Below are 25,241 nucleotides of genomic sequence, written 5' to 3'. Positions count from 1 at the left end.
TCTCCCGAATCGGAAAACATTGCGTTAGCACATTATTGCCAGCGAGAAATCTCAATCAGCTCGCCGCCGGGCGGAATATCGTCTTCATCGTGCGTGACCAGCACCACCGGAATATTGCGCGCGCGGACGGCGTCAAACACCCATGCCCGAAATGAGGCCCGCAACGCTTTATCGAGGCGGCTGAACGGTTCATCCAGCAGCAGCGCCTGCGGCTCCGCGAGCAGGGCCCGCAGCAGGCTGACCCGGGCGCGCTCCCCGCCGGAAAGGGTGGCCGGATCGCTGGCGTAATGACCGCTCAGCCCGGCGGAATCCAGCGCCTGTTCGACCGCTTCCCGACGCGCGCGCCCGGCGAGTCGTTCAGGCAGTGCCAGCAGCAAATTTTGCCCGACGCTGAACGGGTCGAACAGCAGCGCGTCCTGAAAGAGAATACCCAGCCCGCGGGACTCCACGGGAAGTCCGTCGCAGCGACGCGCGTCGAGCCACAGTTCGCCCCGTGCCTGGAAATCGTCTGACAGCGCGCCGACCATCCACGCAAAAAGGGTCGATTTTCCGCTGCCGGACGGCCCCATCAGGGTGACGATCTCCCCGCGGGGCACGCAAAAACTGACCTCGCGGAAAAGCGGTTCGATGGTGAGATCTTTTACCTTCAGCATTATCGTAATCCTTGACGGTAGCGGCCCGCGAGCCGGGATAACAGGGCGGCAAGACCAAACACCGTGCCCGTGACCAGCAGTAATCCCAGCGCCCGGTTAGCGAGAATCGGGATGCTGCCTCCGCTGCTGAGCGCGACGGTTTCGGTGGTCAGCGTGGCGAAACGCCCCGCGCCCAGCCACAGCGTCGGCATGTATTGTGCCATGCTGACGGAAAAGCCGGTGGCAAAGGCCAGCAGCGCAGGGCGCACCAGCAGGGTGCATTTCAGCAGCAAGAATATTTTTTCCCGTTGCCAGCCGAGCGTTCTGGCGGTAAGAACAAGTCGGGGATCGATCCGCCGCCAGGCGGGTTGCAGCACCAGCAGCGTCCACGGTAATACCCACAGGAGGTGGCTCCAGAGCACGGCGGCATAGTTTCCGTCGAGTCCCAGATGCAAAGCAATAAAGTATTGCCCGGTGACGAGCGGCAGCGCCGGAAGGGCGAGCGGTGACCATACCCACAGTGTGCCGCGCTGCGGGCCCCATTCCAGCCAGAGAACGCTGATGAGCAGGGCGATCAGGCTCGAAAGCAGCCCGAAGGAAAGGCTGGTCCCCACGGGACCCACGTCGTCCCGCTGTGCCAGTATCAGCAGCACCGCGGCGCACAGGATGCCACACGCGGGCAGAAAGCCGCTGAGTGTACGTTCAGGCAGAACGCACTCAGACCTGCGGCGTGTCCCGCTGAGGTCCGGAACCCTGCGGCGCCATGCCTTCCATAAACCGTACCCAAGTGCGGCAAGCGCGGCCAGCAGCACGAGGAGAAGCAGGCACAGCAGCGTCCCTTTTGCCTGCTGCTGGGCGTCGCCCTGGCTCAGCCACTGCCAGGCCAGCACGGCCAGGGTAGGCGGGTTGCCGGGCCCGAGCACGATCGCCACGTCCACGACCGACAGCGACCACGCCAGCACCGCCAGCATCACCGCGCCGAGAACGGGCGCAATCGCCGGAAGGATCAGCCAGCTGAGCGTCTGAAAACATCCATAGCCAAAGGTTTGCAGGACGATCTTCTGCAGTGCGAGCCGTTTTTCCGGCAGGACGGCGTAAATGGCCCACAGGACAAACGCACTCTCTTTGACCGCGAGCGTCAGGCCCAGACCGACGCCGTAGCGGTCAAACGGCGGAGAACAGACGGTGCAGATCTGATAATACAGACCGCCCTCGGCAAACAGCAGTAACGCGCCGGTGGCGAACGCCACATGGGGGATCGCGAGTAGCCACGGCAGGCGGGTCGTGAGACGTCGCCAGCGCTTACCAGGCCACAGAAGGCTGACGAGGAAAAGGGCAATCAGCAACGCCCCCAGCGTGGCGATGAGCGTTGAGACCAGCGTGGCGACGGTCGCCTGAGGTAGCTGCGGATCGTTCAGCAGCCGCTGCCAGTTTGTCACCGAAAACGCCGGTGCGAACAGCATGACGCCAGCGGGCAGGATCGGCAGATAAATCACCGCCATCGCCAGCCAGACAAGCCCGCTCAGCGGGTGCCGTAACGACGCAGCCATTCCTGCTCCAGCGCGTTCACCCAGGCTGACTGCGGCTCTGCAAGCACCTTCGGCAGCCCCTGCGGCATGTGGGCGAGCAGCTGTTTGGCTTCGTCTTCGGGCAGCGTTTTCACATCCAGTACGCTTGGGTCTCCCCATATGGCCGGGTCGGCCTTGCGGATTTGCGCCCGCGGTGACAGCAGGAAATTAGCGACCACTTTCGCCCCCGCGCTCGCGCTGGCATTGGCCGGAATCGCCACAAAATGGACGTTGCCGAGCATCCCGCTATGGAAACCAAAGCTGTAGCTGTCGGCGGGCAGTTCGCTGCTCGCCACTTTCTGCTGCACATGGGCCGGGTTAAATGTCAGCGACAGGTTCAGACTGCCGCGGGCAAGCAGGGTGTCCATGCGCGCGGGTGAAGGGGGGAAGTCTTTGCCTTCGCGCCACAGCAGCGGGTGCAGCTTATCGAGGTAGGCCCAGAGCGGCGCGGTAACGTGGTCAAACGTTTCATCGGGTGCTTTTTGTAAAGCCTCAGGGCGATCGGTGAGCGTCAGAAGCAGCTGCTCAAGAAATGCCGTGCCGGTAAAATCGGGCGGGCGAGGATAGCTGACCTTGCCCGGGTGCTGCTGCGCGTAAGCCAGCAGCGCCTGAGGATCCTCCGGCGGCGTCGGCATGCTGGCTTTGCGGGCGATAAAGGTCAGCTGCGCACCGCCCCACGGGGATTCCGCGCCGTCTGTAGGAATCGCAAAATCCTCCGTAACGGGCTTGCGGGTATCGACATAGCGCCAGTTTGGCAGCGTCTGCGCCCATCCGGTTTGCAGCAGGTTCGCTTCTTTTAACGTGCGGAAGTTTTCGCCGTTAACCCACAGCAGGTCAACCGAGCCGTTGGCCTTACGCCCCGCGGCGGCTTCGGTCTGAATACGTTTTACCGCGTCGGCGGCATCCGCCAGCGGGACGATTTTGAGGGTAATGGCATAGTGCGTTTGCATCTCACCGCTGACCCACTCAAGGTAGCGGTTGACAGCCGGATCGCCGCCCCAGGCGTTAAACCAGACGGTCTGGCCTTTGGCCTGTTGTTGGATAGCGTGCCAGCTTTCGGCGGCAGAGAGGGGGGCTGCCAGCAGCAGACCGATCAGGAACGCGCAAAAACGCACACGGCGCATAATGCCTCACTTTTTAGCAGACGGGAGATAACGGGAAAACAGCCGGCGGGTGACCAGCGGTAATAACCCCAGTAGTGTAAAGGCGAATATCATGCCCGGCGACAAAATATCGCGCAGCGAGGTCACTTTTCCCAGCTCGCGCCCGGCGTTCAGAAAGATAATCGTGGCGGGCAGCATGGCGACCTGGCTGACCCACCAGTAGCGAAATACGCCAATCCGGGTCAGCCCCATCAGCAAATTCACCAGGAAAAATGGGAACAGGGGCATCAGGCGCAGGGCAAAAAGATAGCCCGCGCCGTCATGCGACATACCGGCGTTCACCGTTTTCATCTGCTGAGCAAACCGACGTTGGACCCCGTCGCGCAGCAGATAACGACTGGCGAGCATGGCCAGCGTGGCCCCGAGCGTGGAGGCAAACGAGACCAGCGCGGTGCCTTCCCACAGGGGAAATAACGCCCCGCCCAGCAGGGTGAGGATCGCCGCGCCGGGTATCGACAGGGCGGAGACCGCCACATAGATCGCAAAAAAGATCAGCGCGCAACGCAGCGGCGCGTGGTCGACATGGGAAAGTAACGCCTGCTGGTGAGTTTTAATCCCTTCCAGGGAGAGGGGGCCCGGGGGAAGCATGACAAACGTCAGAATAAATGCGCCCAGAAGGGCGCACAGGAAAGCGATTTTTCGAATGTTCACGCGTCATTACAGCTTGAATTTAGCCCATACCGGCGCGTGGTCAGACGGTTTTTCCATGCTGCGGATATCGTAGTCGATCCCGGTTTCGATGCAGCGCTCGGCCAGCGGCGAACTGGCCAGCAGCAGGTCTATACGCAGGCCACGGTTGTCGTCAAAGCCTTTTGAGCGGTAGTCAAACCAGGAGAAGCGATCCTGCGTTTCCGGGTTGGCATTGCGGAAGGTATCCACCAGGCCCCAGCCCAGCAGGCGCTCCATCCACTCACGCTCTTCCGGCAGGAAGGAGCATTTGCCGGTACGCAGCCAGCGTTTGCGGTTCTCTTCGCCAATACCGATATCGAGATCCGTCGGGCTAATGTTCATGTCGCCCATGATCAGCACCGGATTCTCTTTTTTGAGTTCAGTTGTCAGGAAGTCCTGCAGATCCTGATAAAACTTCGCTTTGGCCGGGAATTTGGTTTCATGGTCACGGCTTTCACCCTGCGGGAAATACCCGTTAATGACCGTGATATTCCCGAGCGCAGAAGGCACTTCCGCCATGATGATGCGGCGCTGCGCTTCTTCACCGTCGCCAGGGAAGCCGCGACGCACGGAAACCGGCGGTGCTTTGGTGAGCAGCGCGACCCCATAGTGTCCTTTCTGACCGTGATAGAAGACGTTGTAGCCGAGTTTCGCCACCTCTTCGAGGGGGAACATGTCGTCGTGAACCTTTGTCTCCTGCAGGCCGATCACATCTGGCTGATGTTGCTCAACGATAGCTTCAAGCTGATGAGGGCGGGCACGCAGGCCGTTGATATTAAAAGAGACAAATTTCATAGTCGCTGCCAGTGCAAGGTGAATAGTGCATGGATGGTAGCAGAATTTGCGTCAACTGTTACCGGGTTCGACCAATAACTGCGACAGATAATGCCGGTGGTGCAATATTTGCACCATTCTGACGCGCTTCGCCCCCAAACAGGGCGTAAATGACCGATAAATTTCGTGAGCGATCACAATTCCAGAATTATATTTGGCCTGTGCATACTCTTTCTGATTTTCATGCGGCAAAGCGCCGCTTGTCGTAAAAATATTCACTTTTTATGCACTAACAGTGAATAACTCCATGTCGTAACTTGTTGATATTCTGTTACCTCAACCCGTTTATGCATTTTTATCGCTGGCTGGCACGAAGGCTGCAATCTACATTCACAGTGCAAACACTCAATTATTTAACATTCAAATAACCTTTTATTTACCGGATGAGGTCGCTATGTCTCTGTCAATTACGCGTGAAAATTTCGATGAATGGATGATGCCGGTTTACGCTCCGGCGGCTTTTATTCCGGTTCGTGGGGAAGGCTCGCGCCTGTGGGATCAGCAGGGTAAAGAGTATATCGACTTTGCAGGTGGGATTGCGGTCAACGCGCTGGGTCATGCGCACCCGGCGCTGCGTCAGGCGCTGAACGACCAGGCGGCGAAGTTCTGGCATACCGGCAACGGCTTTACCAACGAGCCTGCGCTGCGCCTGGCCAAAAAACTGATCGACGCGACGTTCGCCGAAAAAGTCTTTTTCTGTAACTCGGGGGCGGAAGCCAACGAGGCGGCGCTGAAGCTGGCGCGCAAATATGCGCACGATAAATTTGGTACCCACAAGAGCGGCATCGTGGCGTTTAAAAATGCCTTCCACGGGCGCACGCTCTTTACCGTCAGCGCGGGCGGTCAGCCTTCCTACTCGCAGGATTTCGCACCGCTGCCGCCGGATATTCGTCACGGCATCTATAACGATCTGCAGTCCGCCAGCGAGCTGATTAACGACACCACCTGCGCGGTGATCGTCGAGCCGATGCAGGGCGAAGGCGGCGTGCTTCCGGCGCAAAAAGCCTTCCTGCAGGGGCTGCGCGAGCTGTGCGATCGTCACGATGCGGTCCTGATTTTCGACGAAGTGCAGACCGGCGTGGGCCGCACCGGCGAGCTGTATGCCTATATGCACTACGGCGTGACGCCGGACGTGCTTTCGACCGCCAAAGCGCTGGGCGGCGGCTTCCCGATTGGGGCGATGCTGACCACCGATAAATTCGCCAGCGTAATGACCGTGGGCACCCACGGCACCACCTACGGCGGCAACCCGCTGGCTACCGCCGTTGCCGGACAGGTTCTCGATATCATTAACACTCCTGAGGTGCTGAAAGGCGTTAAGCAGCGTCACGACTGGTTTGTCGAGCGTCTGAATGCCATCAACAGCAAAACGGGGCTGTTTAAAGAAATTCGCGGTCTGGGGCTGTTAATCGGCTGCGAGCTCACCGCTGAGTTTGCCGGGAAAGCTAAACTTATTTCACAGGAAGCGGCAAAAGTGGGCGTAATGGTGCTGATTGCCGGTGCCAACGTGGTGCGTTTTGCGCCTGCGCTGATCGTCAGCGAGGAAGAGGTGCAAACCGGTCTGGACCGTTTTGCGCTGGCGTGTGAAAAAGTGAAATCCGGGGTGTCATCATGATGGTCATCCGTCCCGTTGAGCGCGGCGATCTCGCCGGGCTCATGCAGCTTGCCGGTAAGACGGGAGGCGGGCTGACCTCGCTTCCTGCCGATGAAAAAACGCTGTCGGCGCGCATCGAGCGCGCCCTGCATACCTGGCAGGGGACGTTGCCAAAAAGCGAGCAGGGGTATGTGTTCGTGCTGGAAGACACCGACACGGGAACCGTGGCCGGGATCTGCGCCATTGAAGTGGCCGTCGGGCTTAACGACCCGTGGTACAACTACCGCGTCGGCACCATGGTTCACGCCTCGAAAGAGCTGAACGTCTATAACGCGCTGCCCACGCTGTTTCTCTGTAATGACCACACGGGGGCCAGCGAGCTGTGCACGCTGTTCCTCGATCCGGCGTGGCGCAAAGAGGGCAACGGCTATCTGCTCTCCAAATCGCGCTTTATGTTTATGGCCGCCTTCCGCGATCGCTTTAACGAAAAAGTGGTCGCAGAGATGCGCGGCGTGATCGACGACACCGGCTACTCGCCGTTCTGGGAGAGCCTGGGCGAGCGCTTCTTCTCGATGGAGTTCAGCCGGGCGGACTACCTGTGCGGTACCGGCCAGAAAGCTTTTATTGCCGAACTGATGCCGAAGCATCCTATCTATACCCATTTCCTCAGCCCGGAAGCGCAGGCGGTGATCGGCGAAGTGCATCCGCAAACCGCCCCCGCCCGCGCGGTGCTGGAGAAAGAGGGCTTCCGTTACCGGAACTATGTCGACATCTTTGACGGCGGGCCTACGCTTGAGTGCGATATCGACCGCGTGCGCGCAATCCGTAAAAGCCGGCTGGTTGAGGTCTCTGAAGGCCAGCCCGCGCCGGGCGACTGGCCCGCATGCCTGGTGGCGAACGAAAATTACGCCAACTTCCGCGCCATGCTGGTGCGAACCAACCCGAAATGTGAACGTCTGGTGCTGACGGCTGCTGAGCTCGATGCCCTGAAATGTAACGCCGGCGATAAGGTTCGCCTGGTGCGTCTCTGCCCTGAGGAGAAAACAGCATGACATTATGGATTAACGGTGACTGGGTCACGGGCGAAGGCGAACAGCGCGTAAAGACCAATCCGGTTGGAAAAGAGGTGCTCTGGAAGGGGCATGACGCCAGCGCCGCGCAGGTAGAACAGGCCTGCCATGCCGCTCGCCGTGCGTTTCCGGCGTGGGCAAAACAGCCTTTCGCCGTGCGCCAGGCAATTGTTGAAAAGTTTGCCGGGCTGCTGGAGGCAAACAAGGCTGAACTGACGCGCATCATCGCGTCTGAAACCAGTAAACCGCGCTGGGAAGCGACAACCGAAGTGACGGCGATGATCAATAAAATCGCCATTTCGGTCAAGGCGTACCATACCCGTACCGGCGAACAGCATACCGACATGCCGGACGGCGCGGCCACGCTGCGCCACCGTCCGCACGGCGTGCTGGCGGTGTTTGGTCCGTACAACTTCCCGGGGCATCTGCCGAATGGCCACATTGTGCCCGCGCTGCTGGCGGGCAATACCGTTATTTTCAAACCGAGCGAGCTCACGCCATTAACCGGCGAGGCGGTGGTTAAGCTGTGGGAACAGGCCGGCCTGCCGCCGGGCGTGCTGAACCTGGTGCAGGGCGGACGTGAAACCGGCCAGGCGCTGAGCGCGCTGAGCGATATCGACGGCCTGCTGTTTACCGGCAGCGCCGGGACGGGCTATCAGCTGCACCGCCAGCTGGCGGGGCAGCCGGAAAAAATTCTGGCGCTGGAGATGGGCGGCAACAACCCGCTGATTGTGGAAGATCCTGATGATATCGACGCCGCGGTTCACCTGACGATTCAGTCCGCCTTTATTACCGCCGGACAGCGCTGCACCTGCGCCCGCCGCCTGCTGGTCAAGCGCGGCGCGCAGGGGGATGCCTTCCTGAAGCGTCTGGTAGAAGTGAGCGCGCGTCTGGTGCCTGCCGCGTGGAATGCCGATCCGCAGCCGTTTATCGGCGGGCTGATTTCCGAACAGGCCGCGCTGAACGTGCTGAGGGCCTGGCAGGACCACGTTGCGCGCGGCGCGAAAACCCTGCTCGAGCCGAAGCAGGTTCAGCCGGGTACCTCGCTGCTGACGCCGGGCATCGTTGAGATGAGCGGCGCGAGCAACGTGCCGGATGAAGAGGTCTTTGGCCCGCTGCTGTGCGTCTGGCGCTACGACGATTTTGATGCGGCCATTGCGATGGCCAATAACACCCGCTACGGCCTGTCGAGCGGGCTGATTTCGGCGCATCGCGAGAAGTTTGAACAACTGCTGCTGGAAGCACGCGCCGGGATTGTGAACTGGAATAAACCGCTGACCGGGGCCGCGAGCACCGCGCCGTTCGGCGGTGTGGGCGCGTCGGGCAACCATCGCGCCAGCGCGTGGTATGCCGCCGATTACTGCGCGTGGCCGATGGCGAGCCTGGAAACCCCGGCGTTGACGCTGCCGGAGACGCTTAATCCGGGGCTGGATTTTACCGGAGGGGATCGTCATGAAAGCGCGTGAAGTTAACTTTGACGGGCTGGTGGGGCTGACGCACCACTATGCCGGTCTCTCTTTTGGTAATGAAGCCTCGACGAAGCACCGCTTTCAGGTCTCGAACCCGAAGCTGGCGGCGAAGCAGGGGCTGCTAAAAATGAAGGCGCTGGCGGATGCCGGTTTCCCGCAGGCGGTGATCCCGCCGCAGGAGCGTCCGAACGTGGCGGTATTACGTCAGCTCGGTTTTAGCGGCACCGATGAGCAGGTGGTTGAAAAAGCGGGTACGCAGACGCCACACCTCCTCTCGGCGGCAAGCTCGGCCTCTTCGATGTGGGTGGCCAACGCCGCGACCGTCGCGCCGTCAGCCGATACGCTGGATGGCAAAGTTCATCTGACGGTGGCGAACCTGAACAATAAATTCCACCGCGCCACCGAAGCGGAAACCACCGAGCGCGTGCTGCGCGCCATTTTCAGCCAGGACGCCCATTTTGAGGTGCATCAGGCCCTGCCGCAGGTGGCGATGTTTGGCGACGAAGGCGCGGCCAACCATAACCGCCTGGGGGGCGATTATGGCGACCCGGGCCTGCAGCTGTTTATCTACGGACGAGAAGAGGGGGGGCACGATGCGCCAACCCGTTATCCTGCGCGTCAGACGCTGGCGGCCAGCCAGGCGGTTGCCCGCCTGAACCAGGTCAATCCTTCCCAGGTGATTTTTGCCCAGCAAAACCCGCATGTGATCGATCAGGGCGTGTTCCACAACGACGTGATTGCCGTTTCCAACCGCCAGGTGCTGTTCTGCCACGAGCAGGCGTTTGCCCATCAGGAGAAGCTGCTCGCCACGCTGCATGAGCGCGTGCGCGGCTTCACGCCAATTCAGGTGCCAACGGAGGCGGTGAGCGTGCAGGATGCGGTCGAAACGTATCTGTTCAATAGCCAGCTGCTGAGCCGCGATGACGGCAGCATGATGCTGGTCCTGCCGCAGGAGTCCCGGGATCATCAGGGCGTGTGGCGCTACCTGACCGAGCTGGTGAAGGCCGATAACCCGATTGACGAACTGCGCGTGTTTGATCTGCGCGAAAGCATGGCTAACGGCGGTGGCCCAGCCTGTTTACGTCTGCGCGTGGTCTTGACCCAGGACGAAATGCAGGCGGTTAATCCGGCGGTCATGATGAACGATACGCTCTTTACCCGTCTGAATGACTGGGTCGATCGCTACTATCGCGATCGGCTAACGCAGGCGGATCTGGTTGACCCGCAGCTTCTGCGTGAAGGACGCGAGGCGCTGGACGCGTTATCGACAATCCTGCAGCTGGGATCGGTTTACCCGTTCCAGCGCTAAAGGAGTGGATATGGAAAATTTACTGGCGCTGACCCTGGCCGATGAGACGCCGGAACAGAAAGAGGGGGACGGCCCCTCATTTCGCTGGCGGTGGCTGGGGCGCGGGGTGCTTGAGCTGACGCCGACCGCAAAAAGCGATCTCTCGCTGCTGCTTTCAACGGGCATTCACGGGAATGAAACGGCACCCGTTGAGATTGTCGATCTGCTGCTGCGCGCGCTGTATCGCAATGAAATTGCCCTGACGTGCCGCGTGCTGGTGGTGCTGGGCAATCCCCCTGCGCTGGCGCAAAACAAACGGTATCTGGTCAGCGACATTAACCGCATGTTCGGCGGGCGCTGGTCGCAGTTTCCGCAGGGCGACGAAACGGCGCGGGCAGCGTGGCTGGAGAACGTGGTGACCGCGTTTTTTGCCGCTGCGGGGCCCGTGCGCTGGCATCTGGATCTGCATACGGCCATCCGCGCGTCTTACCATGTTCGCTTTGGCGTTCTGCCGCAGCGCAATCAGCCGTGGGAGGAAGATTTCCTGAGCTGGCTGGGAGACGCCGGGCTGGAGGCGCTGGTCTTTCACCAGTCGCCGGGCGGAACCTTTACGCACTTCACCTGTGAGAACTTTGGTGCGTTGTCCTGTACGCTGGAGCTGGGGAAAGCGCTGCCGTTTGGCCAGAACGATCTCACTCGCTTTGCGCCTACGCATCTCGCCCTTCGGGCGCTGCTGGGAGGAAAGGCTCCCGAGCACGCGCATCAACCCGTTGAGCGGTACCGGGTCGTACAGCAGATCACGCGCCGCAGCGATGCCTTCCTGCTGCATATGGCCGCGCATACTCTGAACTTCACCCCGTTTCGCAAAGGGGCGCTGCTGGCCGAGGATGGCGAGGAGCGTTACGAGGTGCAGAAAACCACCGAGTATGTTTTATTCCCTAACCCCACCGTCGCGTTTGGCCTGCGGGCCGGGCTGATGCTGGAAAAAATATCCTGAACCTTTCCCCTCTCATCATTCGGGAGGGGGAAGTAAAAAACTTTTCTTAACGATTAAGGCGCTTGCGCTTGTTTTGCAGAATATTCCTGGTGAATTGCTTTATTATTCACCTTCACTCCGTTATAATTCTGCTAAATCGCTTTAAAATCATCGCATTGAATATTTTTTGTTGCAACTCTCCACGCTTTATCCTTATTTCCTCCACATTTGGCGAAAATTTGTTTTTTACACTTTCATTGTTTTACCGTTGCTCTGACTAATTGACGATAAACCCCGTAAAGTTAATCTCGTCAACACGGCATAGCGCCGAAGAATAACTGAAAGAAAGGAAATAAATTATGCGTAAGTTTACTGCACTGTTTGTTGCTTCTACCCTGGCTCTGGGCGCTACCAGCATGGCGTTCGCCGCAGATACTGCGACCACCACCACTGCCGCGCCTGCTGAAGGCAAAATGATGATGCATCATAAAGGTCCGGGTATGCACAACGAGATGATGATGTTTAAGGATCTCAACCTGACGGATGCGCAGAAGCAGCAGATCCGCGACATCAGAAAAGGTGAACGCGACCAGATGAAACGTCCTCCGCTTGAAGAGCGTCGTGCGATGCATGACATCATCGCCAGCGACAGCTTCGACAAGGCGAAAGCCGAAGCGCAGATTGACAAAATGGCCGCGCAGCACAAAGCCCGCATGCTGGCTCACATGGAAACTCAGAACAAGATCTACAACATTCTGACCCCGGAACAGAAAAAACAATTTAATGCGAATTTTGAGAAGCGTCTGACAGAACGTCCGGCGATGGAAGGTAAAATGCCAGCACCAACCGAATAATCGGTTCACACTCTTAAGACCGCCGGGATCCTGTCCACAAAAGCGCAATCGCTGTGGACAGGACCGGCGGTTTTTCTTTCCTGCCCTCTTGCCTGCCGCCGCCAGCGCGGTATCCTCCTGTAGTCGCTTCAGAGAATGTTCGTAGAGTCATGGCGTTAGCATTTTTATTAACGTTGCGCTAAGGCCTGCCCGCTCTGCTGCCGATACTGTTTCTGTGAATACCCAACGATAACAATCAAGACAGCAACGATAGCGATATCCTTGCCCTGGCACGGGTTGTGCCATTCAGGAGTGGTGATGGAGTTCTTTGATATCCGTAAGATGCCGGTCAGCCTCTGGCGCAATGGTGCTGGCGAAACGCGTGAGATTTGCTGCTTCCCTCCCGCGACGAGGGATTTTCACTGGCGTGCCAGTATCGCGACTATCGCCAGCAACGGCGAATTCTCCTCGTTTCCCGGCGTCGATCGGGTGATTACCTTGCTGGAAGGCGGGGAGGTGACCCTGGATGCCGGTCAGGCGTTCTTCCATACCCTGAAGCACCATCAGCCCTATAGCTTTGCCGGCGACCTGCCGGTGAAAGCGCTGCTGTCCGATGGGCGGATGGCGATGGACTTCAACATCATGACCCGTCGCGACTGCTGCCGAGCGAAGGTGCGCGTGGCTGACCGTACCTTTACCACCTTTGGCACACGCGGGGGCGTGGTGTTTGTGTTAAGCGGGGCGTGGCAACTGGGTGATAAATTGCTGACGGCCGATCAGGGCGCCAGCTGGGAGGAGGGGACCCATACGCTGCGTCTGCTGGAGGCTCAGGGTACCTTATTGTTCAGCGAAATCACATGGCTGCCAGGCCATTGAGTTCAATGATCTCAAACTTACCGGCCAGGACCGGTTTACAGAGAATTTTGTAGCCATCGTGGTCAAATCCGGCGGGCGTGCGCAGCAGGGTTGCCGCGTCGTTGATGTTGTCGACAGCGCCCAGCCAGAGCCAGTTGTTGACGATGTGATACTGGGTCATTGCCTCGCCCACCTCTTTGAGCGCAACGGCGCTTTCCCAGGGCCAGCACTTCACGCTGATGGCCCCCAGACCGGAGAGGAGCCGTGCGTGGTGCGCCTCAACGCTCTCTTTCCCACAGCAGGCACCGGCGCAGCGCTTCAGCGCGGATCGAAAACAGGCGCGTCCGCGGGTGGTTGCCTCCAGACCTAAAAGGCTGTAGCAAAGCTGGAGCTCGTCCGCGAGCGTCTGCAGCGCCTGAAGTGCGGCTCGTTTATTGGCGAACAGCCCGTAGAGATTCGGGGCATGAGAAAAATCGACGTCGCGCGCGTAGACGACCTGCGGCTTGCCCTCGTTGATCTGCAGGGAGCAGAGCTGACGGTTGCGGCGCAGGCGCTTGTTGAACAGCGGCTGTTGTTCTTTTATCAACCGCGCCTCCAGCAACAGCGCGCCCATTTCTCCGGCCGTCTGGAACCAGGTAATGCGTCGCGACTGGCGCAGCATGGCGGCTTCGTCCGGCGTACGCAGATGGGATAATACCCGACTGCGAATGTTAACGCTCTTGCCGATGTAGAGCGGCAGGGTGTCGCTTTCGCCGTGAAAGATGTACACGCCCGGCTGTTTAGGCAGTGCCTCAAGCCAGGGGCGAAGGTGCTCGGGATATTCGTAGATAGCCGCCGCTTCAAACTCAAGACGCGGGGCGGATTGACGCCTGCTCACATACTGCTCCATATACTGTTCAGGTATACAGTGTAGCAGGAGTGTGGTGGTTAAAAAAGAGCCGGGTGGCGGCGACGCCTTACCCGGCCAGGACGTGCGGTCTGATGCCCTCACCCCAACCCTCTCCCACGGGAGAGGGCGCAAACACTAAAAACGGTAACCTGGGGTTACCGTTTTGCTTTTATTTCTTCCAGAAGTCGTCAAACACCGTAATTGGCGTGTGGCGCTTGTGCTCGGTTTTCAGATACCAGCCTTCGATGATTTTCGCGGTACCTTCATCCAGCTTTTTGCCTTCCAGATAGTCATCAATGTTGTCATAGGTGACCCCAAGGGCCGCTTCATCCGGCAGGGAAGGGCGATCGTCTTCAAGGTCCGCTGTCGGCGCTTTCTTATACAGATGCTCAGGACAGCCCAGCGCGGCAAGCAGCTGCTTACCCTGACGCTTGTTCAGACGGAAGATAGGGTTAATGTCGGTGCCGCCGTCGCCGTATTTGGTGAAGAAACCGGTGATCGCTTCTGCCGCATGGTCGGTGCCGACGACGACGCCTTTGGTCATCCCGGCGATGCTGTACTGCGCTTTCATGCGCTCGCGGGCTTTTTCGTTGCCGCGAACAAAATCGCTCAGCTCAATGCCCGCTTCGCGAAGCGCCTGCTCGCTTGCCAGCACCGAGCCCTTAATATTCACAGTGAGCACGCGGTCAGGCTGAATGAAGGTAATGGCATCCTGGCAATCCTGCTCGTCCGCCTGCACGCCATAAGGAAGACGCACCGCGATAAACTGCAGCGTCTCATCGCCCGTCTCTTCGCGAAGCTCTGAAATCGCCATCTGGCAGAGTTTACCGGTCAGGGTAGAGTCCTGGCCGCCACTAATGCCCAGCACCAGGGATTTCAGGAAAGCGTTCTTTTTTAAGTACGATTTTAAAAAATCCACGCTGCGGCGGATCTCTTCATGTGCATCTACCGTGGGCTTCGCGCCCAGTGCCTGAATAATCTCTTGTTGCAGAGCCATCACGCCCTCCATATGCAGTACATAAACAGAATGTGTTAGCTGTTAAAACTAACCCTTTGGGCGAGAAACGACAAGGATCACAGTTTCGAGTGCGCTAATTTGCGCCGATTTAGCAGGTTATCGTTGTTTTATTAGAATTTTCCGAAATTCGTCTGGCGTAACTCACAAAGTTGAACAATAGTACTTTTTATCCCATGCTTAGATAACACGCTGATAAACAAGAGGACGGAATATGAACAAGAACGTAGCAGGAATTCTTAGCGCAGCGGCGGTACTGACTATGCTGGCAGGGTGTACGGCTTACGATCGCACCAAGGATCAGTTTACGCAGCCCGTAGTAAAAGACGTTAAAAAAGGGATGACCCGTTCGCAGGTGGCCGCGATTGCCGGTAAACCTTCTTCTGAAGTGACCATGATTCATGCGAAAGGGACCTGCCAGACCTATATCCTGGGTCAACGTGATGGTAAGGCAGAAACCTACTTTGTCGCGCTGGATGATACCGGTCATGTGATCAACTCCGGCTATCAGACCTGTGCTGAATACGACACCGATCCGCAGGCACCTAAGGCGCAGTAACCCTCCTTGCCTGAGGATGTTAACAAACCGGCCCAGGGGCCGGTTTTTTTATGCATACGTAAATCTTATTTCTTTGCGCGAATTATTTGCCCGAAATGTGAAGGGAGTCAACAAGCCAGGTCAATGAGAGACAATTTGAGTCTATCCAGAATTATCCCCTGTCTGTACCATTGCGTATACTCACTCCAACGATAAACAACAGTACGCAAGCTACCTGTCTGCCGGGACAGCGAGTCGAGTGATAGCGCGATGGCAGGTAGTCATAAAAGAGGGAAAACACGATGGAAAAGAAACATATCTACCTGTTCTGCTCAGCGGGCATGTCAACCTCGCTTCTGGTGTCAAAGATGCGTGCGCAGGCTGAAAAGTATGAAGTCCCTGTGGTGATTGAAGCGTTTCCAGAGACGCTGGCGGGCGAAAAAGGCCAGACAGCCGATGTCGTTTTACTGGGGCCGCAAATTGCCTATATGTTGCCCGAAATTCAACGACTGTTACCGAATAAACCGGTCGAAGTGATCGACTCGGGGCTGTACGGCAAGATTGATGGTTTAGGTGTTCTTAAAGCTGCTGTGGCAGCCATTAAAAAAGCTGCTAATTAATTTTTATTTTTCCCGTCAAAGAGTTATTTCACACACAATACGCCGTAACATGCGTTACGGCATTTAAGGGTATTTTCCTATGAGTAAAGTCATCGCTTCACTTGAAAAGGTACTCCTTCCTTTTGCTGTTAAAATAGGAAAGCAGCCTCACGTTAATGCCATCAAAAACGGCTTTATTAAATTAATGCCGCTGACGCTGGCCGGGGCCATGTTCGTTTTAATTAACAACGTTTTTCTGAGCTTTGGTGAAGGTTCCTTCTTTTATTCATTAGGAATTCGGTTAGACGCTTCCACTATTGAAACCCTTAATGGTTTTAAAGCCATCGGCGGCAACGTCTATAACGGTACGTTGGGGATTATGTCGCTGATGGCGCCTTTCTTTATTGGGATGGCACTGGCAGAAGAGCGTAAAGTCGATCCGCTGGCCGCCGGGTTATTATCCGTCGCCGCTTTCATGACCGTGACGCCATACAGCGTGGGTGAAGCCTATGCCGTCGGCGCCAACTGGCTGGGTGGGGCCAACATTATCTCCGGTATTGTTATCGGCCTGGTGGTGGCAGAAATGTTCACCTTTATTATCCGTCGCAACTGGGTTATCCGCCTGCCGGATAGCGTACCGGCTTCCGTTTCCCGTTCATTTTCCGCGTTGATTCCGGGCTTCATTATTCTCTCTATCATGGGGATTATCGCCTGGGCGCTCTCCCACTGGGGCACAAACTTCCACCAGATCATCATGGACTCTATCTCTACGCCGCTGGCGTCGATGGGGGGCGTGGTCGGTTGGGCGTATGTGATTTTCACCTCTCTGCTGTGGTTCTTTGGCGTGCATGGTTCACTGGCACTGGCCGCGCTGGACAGCGGGATTATGACCCCCTGGGCACTGGAAAACGTTGCGCTTTACCAGCAGTACGGCTCCGTTGACGCGGCGCTGGCAGCCGGTAAAACCTTCCATGTGTGGGCGAAGCCGATGCTTGACTCCTATATCTTCCTGGGCGGTACCGGGGCGACCTTGGGTCTGATCATCGCGGTCTTTATTGTCTCTCGTCGTGCTGATTACCGTCAGGTCGCGAAGCTGGCGCTGCCATCAGGCATCTTCCAGATTAACGAACCGATTCTGTTCGGTCTGCCAATCATCATGAACCCGGTAATGTTCATTCCGTTCATCCTGATTCAGCCGCTGCTGGCCGCTATCACTCTGACGGCGTATTACATGGGCATCATTCCACCGATTACCAACATTGCACCGTGGACCATGCCAGCAGGTCTGGGCGCCTTCTTCAACACCAACGGCAGCGTCGCAGCCTTCCTGCTGGCGATATTCAACCTCGGGATTGCCACCCTGCTGTACATGCCGTTCGTGGCGATTGCCAACAAAGCCGCCACCATCATTGATGAAGAAGAGAGCGAAGAGGATATTGCCCTCTCACTGAAATTCTAAGATTGACCGGCGCGGGGAAGCCCGCGCCAGCCACAAGGAGCTTAAACATGTTAGATTTGGATAGTATTGTCGCAGACGAAGCCGCCGAGAACGATCTTGAAGAAGTGGTGATGGGGCTTATCATCAACTCCGGACAGGCCCGCAGCCTGGCCTATGCCGCACTGAAGCAGGCCAAGCAGGGGGATTTCGCCGCCGCGAAAACCATGATGGAACAGTCCCGCACGGCGCTGAATGAAGCGCACCTGGTGCAGACAAAGCTGATTGAAAGCGATCAGGGCGAAGGGAAGATGAAGGTCAGCCTGGTGCTGGTCCACGCGCAGGATCACCTGATGACCTCGATGCTGGCGCGTGAGCTGGTGGCGGAGCTCATTGAGCTTCACGAGAAGATGCAGTAAGTCAGACTGAGCAGCAGGAGGTCAGCACGATGGAAATTAAAACCGCACTTGAACAGCAGCTGTTTAATGGCAAAAATTTTCATGTGGTTATCTACAACAAAACGGAGAGCGCCAGTGGTCTGCACCAGCATGACTACTACGAGTTCACGATTGTTCTGACCGGTCGCTACTACCAGGAGATCAACGGTAAGCGCGTCCTGCTTGAGCGAGGGGATTTTGTCTTCCTGCCGATGGGGTCTTATCACCAGAGCTTTTACGAATTTGGTGCCACCCGCATTCTGAACGTGGGCGTCAGCAGACGTTTCTTCGAGAAGCACTATCTGCCGCTGGTGCCGTTCTGCTTCGTTGCCTCCCAGGTCTATCGGGTTAAAAACGAGTTCATGACCTGGATTGAGACGGTTATCGCTTCGCTTAACTTCCGCGACAATGAATTTGATGAGTTTATTGAAACGGTGACCTTCTACGTGATGAACCGGCTGCGCCATCATCGTGAAGAGCAGCAGGTGACGGATGATATTCCGCAATGGCTGCGCGGCACCGTTGAGCTGATGCACGATAAAGGCCAGTTCAGCGAAAATGCGCTGGAAAATATGGTGTCGCTGTCGGGTAAATCCCAAGAATATCTGACCCGTGCAACGCAGCGCTATTATCGTAAAACGCCCGTGCAAATTATTAATGAAATCCGCATTAACTTTGCCAAAAAACAGCTGGAAATTACCAACTATTCTGTCACCGATATTGCGTACGAGTCAGGATACAGCAGTCCCAGTCTGTTTATTAAGACCTTTAAAAAATTGACGTCATTCACACCGAACAGTTACCGGAGGAATTTAACGGTAATGAATTAACTTTCGGCGGATTATCCGCCACAAATATTGCTTTAATGGCTTGCCCAAATAGCGGGAAGAGTACGCTATACCTTGCAGGCGATTAACCTGATACGCTAAGGGAGATATTATGCAGAAGAAATTAAAAGTCGTAACCATTGGTGGCGGCAGCAGCTATACCCCGGAATTACTTGAAGGTTTCCTGAAACGTTATCATGAATTACCGGTCAGTGAATTATGGCTGGTGGACGTTGAGGAAGGTCAGGAGAAGCTGAATATTATTTTCGACCTGTGCAAGCGCATGGTGGAAAAAGCGGGCGTGCCTTTGACCGTGCATAAAACTCTGGACCGTCGTCTGGCGCTGAAAGATGCGGATTTCGTGACCACCCAGCTGCGCGTTGGCCAGCTGAAGGCGCGCGAGCTGGACGAGCGTATTCCGCTGAGCCACGGCTATCTGGGGCAGGAGACCAACGGCGCGGGCGGCCTGTTTAAAGGCCTGCGTACCATTCCGGTCATTTTCGACATCGTCAAAGACGTGCAGGAGATCTGCCCGAACGCGTGGGTGATTAACTTCACCAACCCGGCCGGGATGGTCACTGAAGCGGTCTATCGTCATACCGGCTTCAAACGTTTTATCGGCGTCTGTAACATTCCGATCGGCATGAAGATGTTTATCCGCGACGTGCTGGCGCTGACCGACAGCGACGATCTCTCCATCGATCTGTTCGGCCTGAACCACATGGTGTTTATTAAAGATGTCATCGTGAACGGAAAATCGCGCTTTGCCGAGCTCCTCGACGGCGTGGCTTCCGGTCGCCTGACGGCGGCATCCGTGAAAAACATCTTTGACCTGCCGTTCAGCGAAGGGCTGATCCGCTCGCTGAACCTGCTCCCGTGCTCGTACCTGCTTTACTACTTCAAGCAGAAAGAGATGCTGGCCATCGAAATGGGCGAGTACTATAAGGGCGGCGCGCGCGCGCAGATCGTTCAGAAGGTCGAGAAGCAGCTGTTCGATTTGTATAAAGACCCGAACCTGAACGTCAAACCGAAAGAGCTGGAGCAGCGCGGCGGGGCCTACTACTCCGATGCGGCGTGTGAAGTGATCAACGCCATCTACAACGACAAGCAGGCGGAACACTATGTCAACGTGCCGCACCACGGCCATATCGACAATATCCCGGCGGACTGGGCCGTCGAGATGACCTGCATCCTGGGGCGCGAGGGCGCTAAACCGCATCCTCGCATCACCCACTTCGATGACAAGGTCATGGGCCTGATCCACACCATTAAGGGCTTTGAAGTGGCGGCAAGCAACGCGGCGCTGAGCGGCGAGCTCAATGACGTGCTGCTGGCGCTGAACCTCAGCCCGCTGGTGCATTCAGACCGCGATGCGGAACAGCTGGCCAGCGAGATGATCCTGGCGCATGAAAAATGGTTGCCGAATTTTGCCGCCACGATCGAGAAGCTGAAGTTCAAACACCACTAAGAGGACGCACAATGGAAAACCTGCTGATCGTTAATGCTGATGATTTTGGTCTCTCGAAAGGTCAGAACTACGGCATTATTGAAGCCTGTCGCCGGGGGGTTGTGACCTCTACCACGGCACTGGTGAATGGTGAGGCGGTTGAACACGCGGCGCAGCTGAGCCGCGAGGTGCCGGCGCTGGGCGTCGGCATGCATTTTGTGCTGACGCTCGGGATGCCGCTTTCGCCAATGCCGGGCCTGACGCGCGACGGCCAGCTTGGAAAGTGGATTTGGGAACTGGCGGAGCAGGATGCTCTGCCGCTCGAAGAGATTGCCCGCGAGCTGGACTGTCAGTTCAACCGCTTCGTTGATGTGTTTGGTCAGGCGCCGACGCATATCGACAGCCATCACCACGTGCATATGATCCCGGCGATTTTCCCGATTGTCGCCGGGTTTGCCCAGCGCAAAGGCGTGGCGATGCGCGTGGATAGGGAGGCGCGCGGCGTGCCCGACTGCGACGTGACAACCACTGAGGGGTTCAGCAGCGCATTTTACGGCGACGAGATCGACGAAGCGCTGTTCCTGAAGGTGCTGGACGATTCCGCCGCGCGGGGGGAAAAGTCGGTAGAAGTGATGGCGCATCCGGCTTTTGTCGATAACACCGTGCGGAAAAGCGCCTACTGCTGGCCGCGCCTGGCGGAGCTGGACGTGCTGACGTCGGCGTCGCTGAAGTATGCGATTGCCGAGCGCGGGTATCGGTTGGGGACGTTTGGGGATCTTTGAGATAAAGCCCGGTGGCAGCTTCGCCTTACCGGGCCTACAAAACCAATCGAATGTAGGCCGGGTAAGCGCAAGCGCCACCCGGCTTTTTTTACGCCGGGATCTGATCGATCTTGCTGCTGCGCGACCAGACGCGGTGCGCGGCGAGCAAATCAGACAGCTTCGTCATAAAGGCATCGTCAACGTTATCTCCCTCGACAATCCCGTCCTCACCCTGATCGGCCACCTTCAGCTGCGCCTTGAACTGTCGCGCGTCGCCGGACAGCGCGATCGGCTTCAGGTGCTTATAGGCTTCCAGCAGATAATAGACGGCGTCGCCGTTGGTCAGCAGGCTGGCAATATCCCCGCACGGCACGATCACCGCATCGACGGTCAGCGATGGCGCCCCGGCAAAGGTTGCGGCCACCGGCAGCACAGAGCCATCGTCAGCCGTCACTTCACCCATGCGGGAATAGAGCAGTTTGGCATGCACGCCCTGAGTCTTCAGCGCCTGCATAATCCCCAGCACGTCGCTGGCGCGGGTTTTGTCGTTCAGCAGAATGGCGACCACGCGGCCTTTAATCGAGCCGCCCGGCACGGCATACAGGCTCAGCGACGGATCTTTCTTCACGCCGTTAACCTCTTTCGGCGGAGCAAGGTTGCGCTGCTCGTCGGTCAGCGTAATGCCCAGGTTATCCGCGACGCTCTGGGCAAGCTGAATATCAATATGCGCCAGCTGATCGACCACTCGCTCGCGAATGTAGGTGCGCACCACTTTACTCAGCTCAAAGCTGAAGCCGCCGATGATGTGCTGTTGCTCAATCGGCGTCTGGCTGTTCCAGAACAGGCGAGGGTGGGCGTAATACTCACCGAACGAGGGGCTGCGCTCGCGAATTTTATTGCCATCGATACGCTCCTGATACGATTCGAATCCACCGCGTTTCGGTCCGGGAGGCGTTTCACGCGGCCAGTTATCGTTAATGGAGTTCGGCTCATAGTTTGCCGGGTTGGTATCAATATCCTGACGGTGCATCCCGTCGCGCTGGAAGTTGTGATACGGGCAGGTTGGGCGGTTAATCGGAATTTCGTGGAAGTTCGGCCCGCCGAGTCGGCTAATCTGCGTATCGGTATAGGAGAACAGGCGTCCCTGCAGGAGCGGATCGTTGGTGAAGTCCAGCCCCGGCACGATATGCCCCGGGTGGAACGCGGCCTGCTCGTTTTCGGCAAAGAAATTATCCGGGTTGCGGTTGAGCACCATTTTACCCACCAGCTGCACCGGCACCAGCTCTTCCGGGATCAGCTTCGTCGGGTCCAGAAGGTCGAAATCGAACTTAAATTCGTCCTCTTCCGGTATGAGCTGCAGGCCCAGTTCGTATTCCGGGAAGTCGCCCGCTTCAATGGATTCCCACAGCTCGCGGCGATGGAAGTCCGGATCGCGCCCGGTCAGCTTCTGCGCCTCGTCCCACACCAGCGAGGCTTTACCCGCGACAGGCTTCCAGTGGAAGCGGACAAACGTGGCTTTCCCCTCGGCGTTGATCAGACGGAAGGTGTGGATGCCAAACCCCTCCATGGTGCGATAGCTGCGCGGAATGCCGCGGTCTGACATCGCCCACATCACGTTGTGTAAGGTTTCAGGCTGCAGGGAAACATAGTCCCAGAAGGTGTCGTGCGCACTTTGTCCCTGCGGTATGGCCCAGTGGGGCTCCGGTTTTACCGCATGGACAAAGTCAGGAAATTTATGCGCGTCCTGAATGAAAAACACCGGGGTGTTATTGCCGACCAGATCGAAAATACCCTCTTCGGTATAAAACTTGGTGGCAAAGCCGCGGATATCCCGGACGGTATCTGCCGACCCCGCGCCGCCCTGCACGGTGGAGAAACGCACAAACACCGGGGTAATTTTATCCGGGTCGGAGAGGAAATCCGCTTTGGTGATCGCTTTCAGGCTCTTGTAGGGCTGAAAGTAGCCGTTCGCAGCGGAACCGCGCGCGTGGACGATGCGTTCTGGTATCCGCTCGTGGTCAAAATGGGTGATTTTTTCCCGCAGGATAAAGTCTTCCAGCAGGGTTGGGCCGCGCACGCCTGCGCGAAGGGAGTTCTGATCGTCAGCAATACGCACGCCCTGATTGGTGGTGAGCGCAAAACCCTCGCCGCCTTTACGGTGTGGCTCAAGAGATTTCAGCTTCTCGTTTCCCGTGTCCGGCGATTTCATGCTTCCCGGTGCGGTAGGCTGTTCGCCCGGTGCTGAGGGGCCAGGGGAGGGGCGGTGAGAGCCGTCTGCAGGGGCGAGAGAGTCCATACCCGGTTGAGATTCTTCAGTGCCATGAATCGGTGATTGATGTGTTTTATCTTTGTTCGACATTGCACGCTTCTCCTTTATCCATTGCTAAAAACCCTATTAAGGATAGAACAATGTCGCGACATGGTTCGCGAACTAAGAGTTTTCACATGCCGTGATTAGCGAAAGGAGCCATCTCACCCACTCGGAGCGCGACGGAAGGCAGCAGGATCGGCTATCATAGAATTTTCCTGCTTCAAGAATTTTGCTTTAGTGAATCCGTCGCTTATGAAACCTCTTCGTCAACAAAACCGCCAGGTTATTAGCTATGTGCCCCGCGTTGAGCCCGCGCCGCCTGACCATGCCCTGAAAGTGGAGGGCTTTCGTGATGTCTGGCTGCTGCGGGGGAAATACGTGGCCTTTGTGCTGATCGGCGAACATTTCCGTCGCTCTCCCACGTTTACGGTGCCGGAGTCCGCACAGCGGTGGGCGATGCAGATCCGCCAGGATGAAGAGGTTGAAGAATAACAGCCATAAAAAAACCGCCTGATGGCGGTTTTTTTATTTCTACCGTGATTAACGGTGCGCCAGCTCGGCGTCGTCTTCACTTTCCAGAATCGCTTTGTCGGTCTGCTTCAGCCACTGGCTGGTCAGCGTACCGGCGGTCATGGAGCCGCTCACGTTCAGCGCGGTACGACCCATGTCGATCAGCGGCTCAACGGAGATCAGCAGGGCGACCAGCGTTACGGGCAGACCCAGCGCAGGCAGCACAATCAGTGCGGCGAAGGTTGCGCCACCGCCAACGCCCGCAACGCCTGCGGAGCTTACGGTAACAATCCCGACCAGCGTGGCGATCCATACCGGATCCAGCGGGTTGATACCCACTGTCGGCGCGACCATTACGGCCAGCATCGCCGGGTACAGACCCGCACAGCCGTTCTGACCAATGGTGGCACCAAAGGAGGCAGAGAAGCTGGCGATGGATTCAGGCACGCCCAGACGACGGGTTTGCGCTTCAACGTTCAGCGGAATAGACGCGGCGCTGGAACGGCTGGTGAAGGCAAAGGTCAGTACCGGCCAGACTTTACGGAAGTATTTCAGCGGGCTGACGCCGTTCACGCCCAGCAGGATGCCGTGCACAACGAACATAATGCCCAGGCCCAGATAAGAGGCGACAACGAAGCTGCCCAGCTTAATGATGTCCTGCAGGTTAGAGCCGGCAACCACTTTGGTCATCAGCGCCAGCACGCCGTAAGGGGTGAGCTGCATAACCAGACGAACCAGCTTCATCACCCAGCTTTGCAGGGTGTCAATCGCGGTCAGCACGCGTTCGCCTTTTGGCGCGTCGTCTTTCAGCAGCTTCAGCGCCGCGACGCCCAGGAACGCGGCGAAAATAACCACGCTGATGATCGAGGTTGGGCTCGCACCGGTCAGGTCAGCAAACGGGTTCTTCGGAATGAAGGAGAGCACCATCTGCGGCACGGTCAGGTCAGCTACTTTACCCACATAGTTGGTCTGAATTGCGGTAAGACGTGCCGTTTCAGCGGTACCCTGAACCAGACCTTCTGCGGTCAGGCCAAACAGGTTGGTGACCAGCACACCCACCAGCGCGGCAATCAGCGTGGTGAACAGCAGCGTACCAATGGTCAGGAAACTGATTTTTCCTAGCTGAGTGGCGTTATGCAGGCGGGCGACGGCGCTCAGAATAGAGGCGAACACCAGCGGCATAACGATCATCTGCAGCAGCTGGACGTAGCCGTTACCGACAATGTTGAACCACTGAATGGAATCTTTCAGAACTGGATTATCGGAGCCATAAATTGCCTGTAATGCCAGACCAAATACGACACCCATGGCCAGACCAACCAGCACCTTTTTCGCCAGGCTCCACTGTTTGTGGCGCGCCTGTGCGAGAAGCAATAGCAATATAACGAACACAACGACGTTCGCGATGAGTGGAAAATTCATCCCCGTTCTCCTGATTTATTATTGGGTCGGTTTTTACCAATCCTGTTGGCGGAAGGTTAGCAGAAGTGTGATGTAGCGCTTATATCCAAATGGAATGGG

At 57.4% G+C, this 25,241-nt stretch carries 23 protein-coding genes and 1 pseudogene; 15 read left to right on the top strand and 9 right to left on the bottom strand.

Annotated features, from left to right (window positions below; all coding sequences use genetic code 11):
- Positions 1-32: 32 nt before the first annotated feature.
- From ACDO57_RS08740 to xthA, 5 genes are read right to left on the bottom strand one after another with little or no spacing between them, the layout of a single operon-like run.
- On the bottom strand, positions 33-653 hold the full coding sequence (locus tag ACDO57_RS08740) for an ATP-binding cassette domain-containing protein (protein WP_032650925.1): 621 nt from the start codon (positions 651-653) through the stop codon (positions 33-35).
- Positions 653-2,182, bottom strand: coding sequence for a thiamine ABC transporter permease (locus ACDO57_RS08735; RefSeq protein ID WP_370883850.1), 1,530 nt, complete (start codon positions 2,180-2,182; stop codon positions 653-655). Before ACDO57_RS08735 ends, ACDO57_RS08740 begins: the two co-directional genes overlap by 1 nt.
- Positions 2,155-3,315, bottom strand: coding sequence for an ABC transporter substrate-binding protein (locus ACDO57_RS08730; RefSeq protein ID WP_370884123.1), 1,161 nt, complete (start codon positions 3,313-3,315; stop codon positions 2,155-2,157). The genes ACDO57_RS08735 and ACDO57_RS08730 overlap by 28 nt, the downstream gene beginning before the upstream one ends.
- 15 nt (positions 3,316-3,330) lie before the next feature.
- Entirely contained in the window at positions 3,331-4,014 is a 684-nt protein-coding gene (locus ACDO57_RS08725; protein ID WP_370883849.1) for a TVP38/TMEM64 family protein, read from the bottom strand.
- A gap of 6 nt (positions 4,015-4,020) precedes the next feature.
- Positions 4,021-4,827, bottom strand: coding sequence for an exodeoxyribonuclease III (gene xthA, locus ACDO57_RS08720; RefSeq protein ID WP_032645347.1), 807 nt, complete (start codon positions 4,825-4,827; stop codon positions 4,021-4,023).
- A gap of 433 nt (positions 4,828-5,260) precedes the next feature.
- Between xthA and ACDO57_RS08715 the strand changes: the two genes are divergently transcribed.
- The 7 genes from ACDO57_RS08715 (at position 5,261) to ves (ending at position 12,972) form a co-directional block, all read left to right on the top strand.
- Positions 5,261-6,481 (top strand): aspartate aminotransferase family protein, encoded by a 1,221-nt coding sequence (locus ACDO57_RS08715; RefSeq protein WP_048991592.1) that lies wholly within the window; start codon positions 5,261-5,263, stop codon positions 6,479-6,481.
- Positions 6,478-7,512 carry an arginine N-succinyltransferase gene (gene astA, locus ACDO57_RS08710; RefSeq protein WP_370883848.1) on the top strand — a complete coding sequence of 345 codons (1,035 nt, stop codon included), beginning with the start codon at positions 6,478-6,480 and terminating at the stop codon, positions 7,510-7,512. Before ACDO57_RS08715 ends, astA begins: the two co-directional genes overlap by 4 nt.
- Entirely contained in the window at positions 7,509-8,996 is a 1,488-nt protein-coding gene (astD, locus tag ACDO57_RS08705) for a succinylglutamate-semialdehyde dehydrogenase (RefSeq protein WP_370883847.1), read from the top strand. Before astA ends, astD begins: the two co-directional genes overlap by 4 nt.
- Positions 8,983-10,308: an N-succinylarginine dihydrolase gene (gene astB, locus ACDO57_RS08700; RefSeq protein ID WP_370883846.1), complete on the top strand. Its 1,326-nt coding sequence runs from the start codon at positions 8,983-8,985 to the stop codon at positions 10,306-10,308. The genes astD and astB overlap by 14 nt, the downstream gene beginning before the upstream one ends.
- Before the next feature lie 10 nt (positions 10,309-10,318).
- Positions 10,319-11,284, top strand: coding sequence for a succinylglutamate desuccinylase (gene astE / locus ACDO57_RS08695; RefSeq protein ID WP_157188981.1), 966 nt, complete (start codon positions 10,319-10,321; stop codon positions 11,282-11,284).
- 338 nt (positions 11,285-11,622) lie between these two features.
- Positions 11,623-12,117: an ATP-independent periplasmic protein-refolding chaperone Spy gene (spy, locus tag ACDO57_RS08690; protein ID WP_024908549.1), complete on the top strand. Its 495-nt coding sequence runs from the start codon at positions 11,623-11,625 to the stop codon at positions 12,115-12,117.
- A 297-nt stretch (positions 12,118-12,414) separates the two neighbouring features.
- On the top strand, positions 12,415-12,972 hold the full coding sequence (gene ves, locus ACDO57_RS08685; RefSeq protein ID WP_021241069.1) for an environmental stress-induced protein Ves: 558 nt from the start codon (positions 12,415-12,417) through the stop codon (positions 12,970-12,972).
- Here the strand turns inward: ves and cho are convergent.
- Both cho and nadE read right to left on the bottom strand, forming a co-directional pair.
- Entirely contained in the window at positions 12,950-13,828 is an 879-nt protein-coding gene (cho, locus tag ACDO57_RS08680) for an excinuclease Cho (RefSeq protein ID WP_248164122.1), read from the bottom strand. The genes ves and cho overlap by 23 nt on opposite strands.
- 181 nt (positions 13,829-14,009) lie before the next feature.
- On the bottom strand, positions 14,010-14,837 hold the full coding sequence (gene nadE / locus ACDO57_RS08675) for an ammonia-dependent NAD(+) synthetase (RefSeq protein ID WP_023335358.1): 828 nt from the start codon (positions 14,835-14,837) through the stop codon (positions 14,010-14,012).
- A 232-nt stretch (positions 14,838-15,069) separates the two neighbouring features.
- On the opposite strand from nadE, the gene osmE reads away from it, so the two are divergent.
- From osmE to chbG, 7 genes and pseudogenes are all read left to right on the top strand, one after another.
- Positions 15,070-15,414, top strand: a complete 345-nt coding sequence (gene osmE, locus ACDO57_RS08670; protein ID WP_010430142.1) for an osmotically-inducible lipoprotein OsmE — start codon at positions 15,070-15,072, stop codon at positions 15,412-15,414.
- Positions 15,415-15,695: 281 nt separating this feature from the next.
- Positions 15,696-16,013, top strand: coding sequence for a PTS N,N'-diacetylchitobiose transporter subunit IIB (chbB, locus tag ACDO57_RS08665; protein ID WP_008500676.1), 318 nt, complete (start codon positions 15,696-15,698; stop codon positions 16,011-16,013).
- 79 nt (positions 16,014-16,092) lie between these two features.
- Positions 16,093-17,451: a PTS N,N'-diacetylchitobiose transporter subunit IIC gene (chbC, locus tag ACDO57_RS08660; RefSeq protein ID WP_028017210.1), complete on the top strand. Its 1,359-nt coding sequence runs from the start codon at positions 16,093-16,095 to the stop codon at positions 17,449-17,451.
- A 47-nt stretch (positions 17,452-17,498) separates the two neighbouring features.
- Entirely contained in the window at positions 17,499-17,846 is a 348-nt protein-coding gene (gene chbA / locus ACDO57_RS08655) for a PTS N,N'-diacetylchitobiose transporter subunit IIA (protein ID WP_024909443.1), read from the top strand.
- Positions 17,847-17,857: 11 nt separating this feature from the next.
- Positions 17,858-18,694, top strand: a pseudogene (chbR, locus tag ACDO57_RS08650) (transcriptional regulator ChbR); the annotation flags it as partial.
- A 109-nt stretch (positions 18,695-18,803) separates the two neighbouring features.
- Complete coding sequence (locus ACDO57_RS08645; protein WP_024909441.1) at positions 18,804-20,159, top strand: 6-phospho-beta-glucosidase; 1,356 nt, start codon at positions 18,804-18,806, stop codon at positions 20,157-20,159.
- An 11-nt stretch (positions 20,160-20,170) separates the two neighbouring features.
- Positions 20,171-20,920 (top strand): chitin disaccharide deacetylase, encoded by a 750-nt coding sequence (gene chbG / locus ACDO57_RS08640; protein ID WP_032650937.1) that lies wholly within the window; start codon positions 20,171-20,173, stop codon positions 20,918-20,920.
- 88 nt (positions 20,921-21,008) lie between these two features.
- Here the strand turns inward: chbG and katE are convergent, their stop codons facing one another.
- Positions 21,009-23,258 (bottom strand): catalase HPII, encoded by a 2,250-nt coding sequence (katE, locus tag ACDO57_RS08635; protein ID WP_370883845.1) that lies wholly within the window; start codon positions 23,256-23,258, stop codon positions 21,009-21,011.
- A gap of 156 nt (positions 23,259-23,414) precedes the next feature.
- Between katE and cedA the strand changes: the two genes are divergently transcribed.
- Positions 23,415-23,702, top strand: a complete 288-nt coding sequence (gene cedA, locus ACDO57_RS08630) for a cell division activator CedA (RefSeq protein ID WP_370884122.1) — start codon at positions 23,415-23,417, stop codon at positions 23,700-23,702.
- A gap of 48 nt (positions 23,703-23,750) precedes the next feature.
- Here the strand turns inward: cedA and ACDO57_RS08625 are convergent, their stop codons facing one another.
- A complete protein-coding gene (locus ACDO57_RS08625; protein WP_024909437.1) occupies positions 23,751-25,142 on the bottom strand; it encodes an L-cystine transporter in 1,392 nt (463 codons plus the stop codon).
- Positions 25,143-25,241 lie beyond the last annotated feature (99 nt).

It is taken from the genome of Enterobacter cloacae complex sp. 2015409, from assembly GCF_041365315.1.
GTDB lineage: Bacteria > Pseudomonadota > Gammaproteobacteria > Enterobacterales > Enterobacteriaceae > Enterobacter > Enterobacter pseudoroggenkampii.
This window is presented reverse-complemented; position numbering and strand designations above follow the sequence as displayed.

Coding starts and splice junctions, on each gene's coding strand:
- chbC (WP_028017210.1), top strand. CDS start 16,093: ATGAGTAAAGTCATCGCTTCACTTGAAAAGGTACTCCTTCCTTTTGCT.
- spy (WP_024908549.1), top strand. CDS start 11,623: ATGCGTAAGTTTACTGCACTGTTTGTTGCTTCTACCCTGGCTCTGGGC.
- astD (WP_370883847.1), top strand. CDS start 7,509: ATGACATTATGGATTAACGGTGACTGGGTCACGGGCGAAGGCGAACAG.
- ACDO57_RS08740 (WP_032650925.1), bottom strand. CDS start 653: ATGCTGAAGGTAAAAGATCTCACCATCGAACCGCTTTTCCGCGAGGTC.
- osmE (WP_010430142.1), top strand. CDS start 15,070: ATGAACAAGAACGTAGCAGGAATTCTTAGCGCAGCGGCGGTACTGACT.
- astA (WP_370883848.1), top strand. CDS start 6,478: ATGATGGTCATCCGTCCCGTTGAGCGCGGCGATCTCGCCGGGCTCATG.
- chbB (WP_008500676.1), top strand. CDS start 15,696: ATGGAAAAGAAACATATCTACCTGTTCTGCTCAGCGGGCATGTCAACC.
- xthA (WP_032645347.1), bottom strand. CDS start 4,827: ATGAAATTTGTCTCTTTTAATATCAACGGCCTGCGTGCCCGCCCTCAT.
- astE (WP_157188981.1), top strand. CDS start 10,319: ATGGAAAATTTACTGGCGCTGACCCTGGCCGATGAGACGCCGGAACAG.
- chbG (WP_032650937.1), top strand. CDS start 20,171: ATGGAAAACCTGCTGATCGTTAATGCTGATGATTTTGGTCTCTCGAAA.
- katE (WP_370883845.1), bottom strand. CDS start 23,258: ATGTCGAACAAAGATAAAACACATCAATCACCGATTCATGGCACTGAA.
- ves (WP_021241069.1), top strand. CDS start 12,415: ATGGAGTTCTTTGATATCCGTAAGATGCCGGTCAGCCTCTGGCGCAAT.
- astB (WP_370883846.1), top strand. CDS start 8,983: ATGAAAGCGCGTGAAGTTAACTTTGACGGGCTGGTGGGGCTGACGCAC.
- nadE (WP_023335358.1), bottom strand. CDS start 14,837: ATGGCTCTGCAACAAGAGATTATTCAGGCACTGGGCGCGAAGCCCACG.
- ACDO57_RS08625 (WP_024909437.1), bottom strand. CDS start 25,142: ATGAATTTTCCACTCATCGCGAACGTCGTTGTGTTCGTTATATTGCTA.
- ACDO57_RS08715 (WP_048991592.1), top strand. CDS start 5,261: ATGTCTCTGTCAATTACGCGTGAAAATTTCGATGAATGGATGATGCCG.
- ACDO57_RS08735 (WP_370883850.1), bottom strand. CDS start 2,182: ATGGCTGCGTCGTTACGGCACCCGCTGAGCGGGCTTGTCTGGCTGGCG.
- chbA (WP_024909443.1), top strand. CDS start 17,499: ATGTTAGATTTGGATAGTATTGTCGCAGACGAAGCCGCCGAGAACGAT.
- ACDO57_RS08645 (WP_024909441.1), top strand. CDS start 18,804: ATGCAGAAGAAATTAAAAGTCGTAACCATTGGTGGCGGCAGCAGCTAT.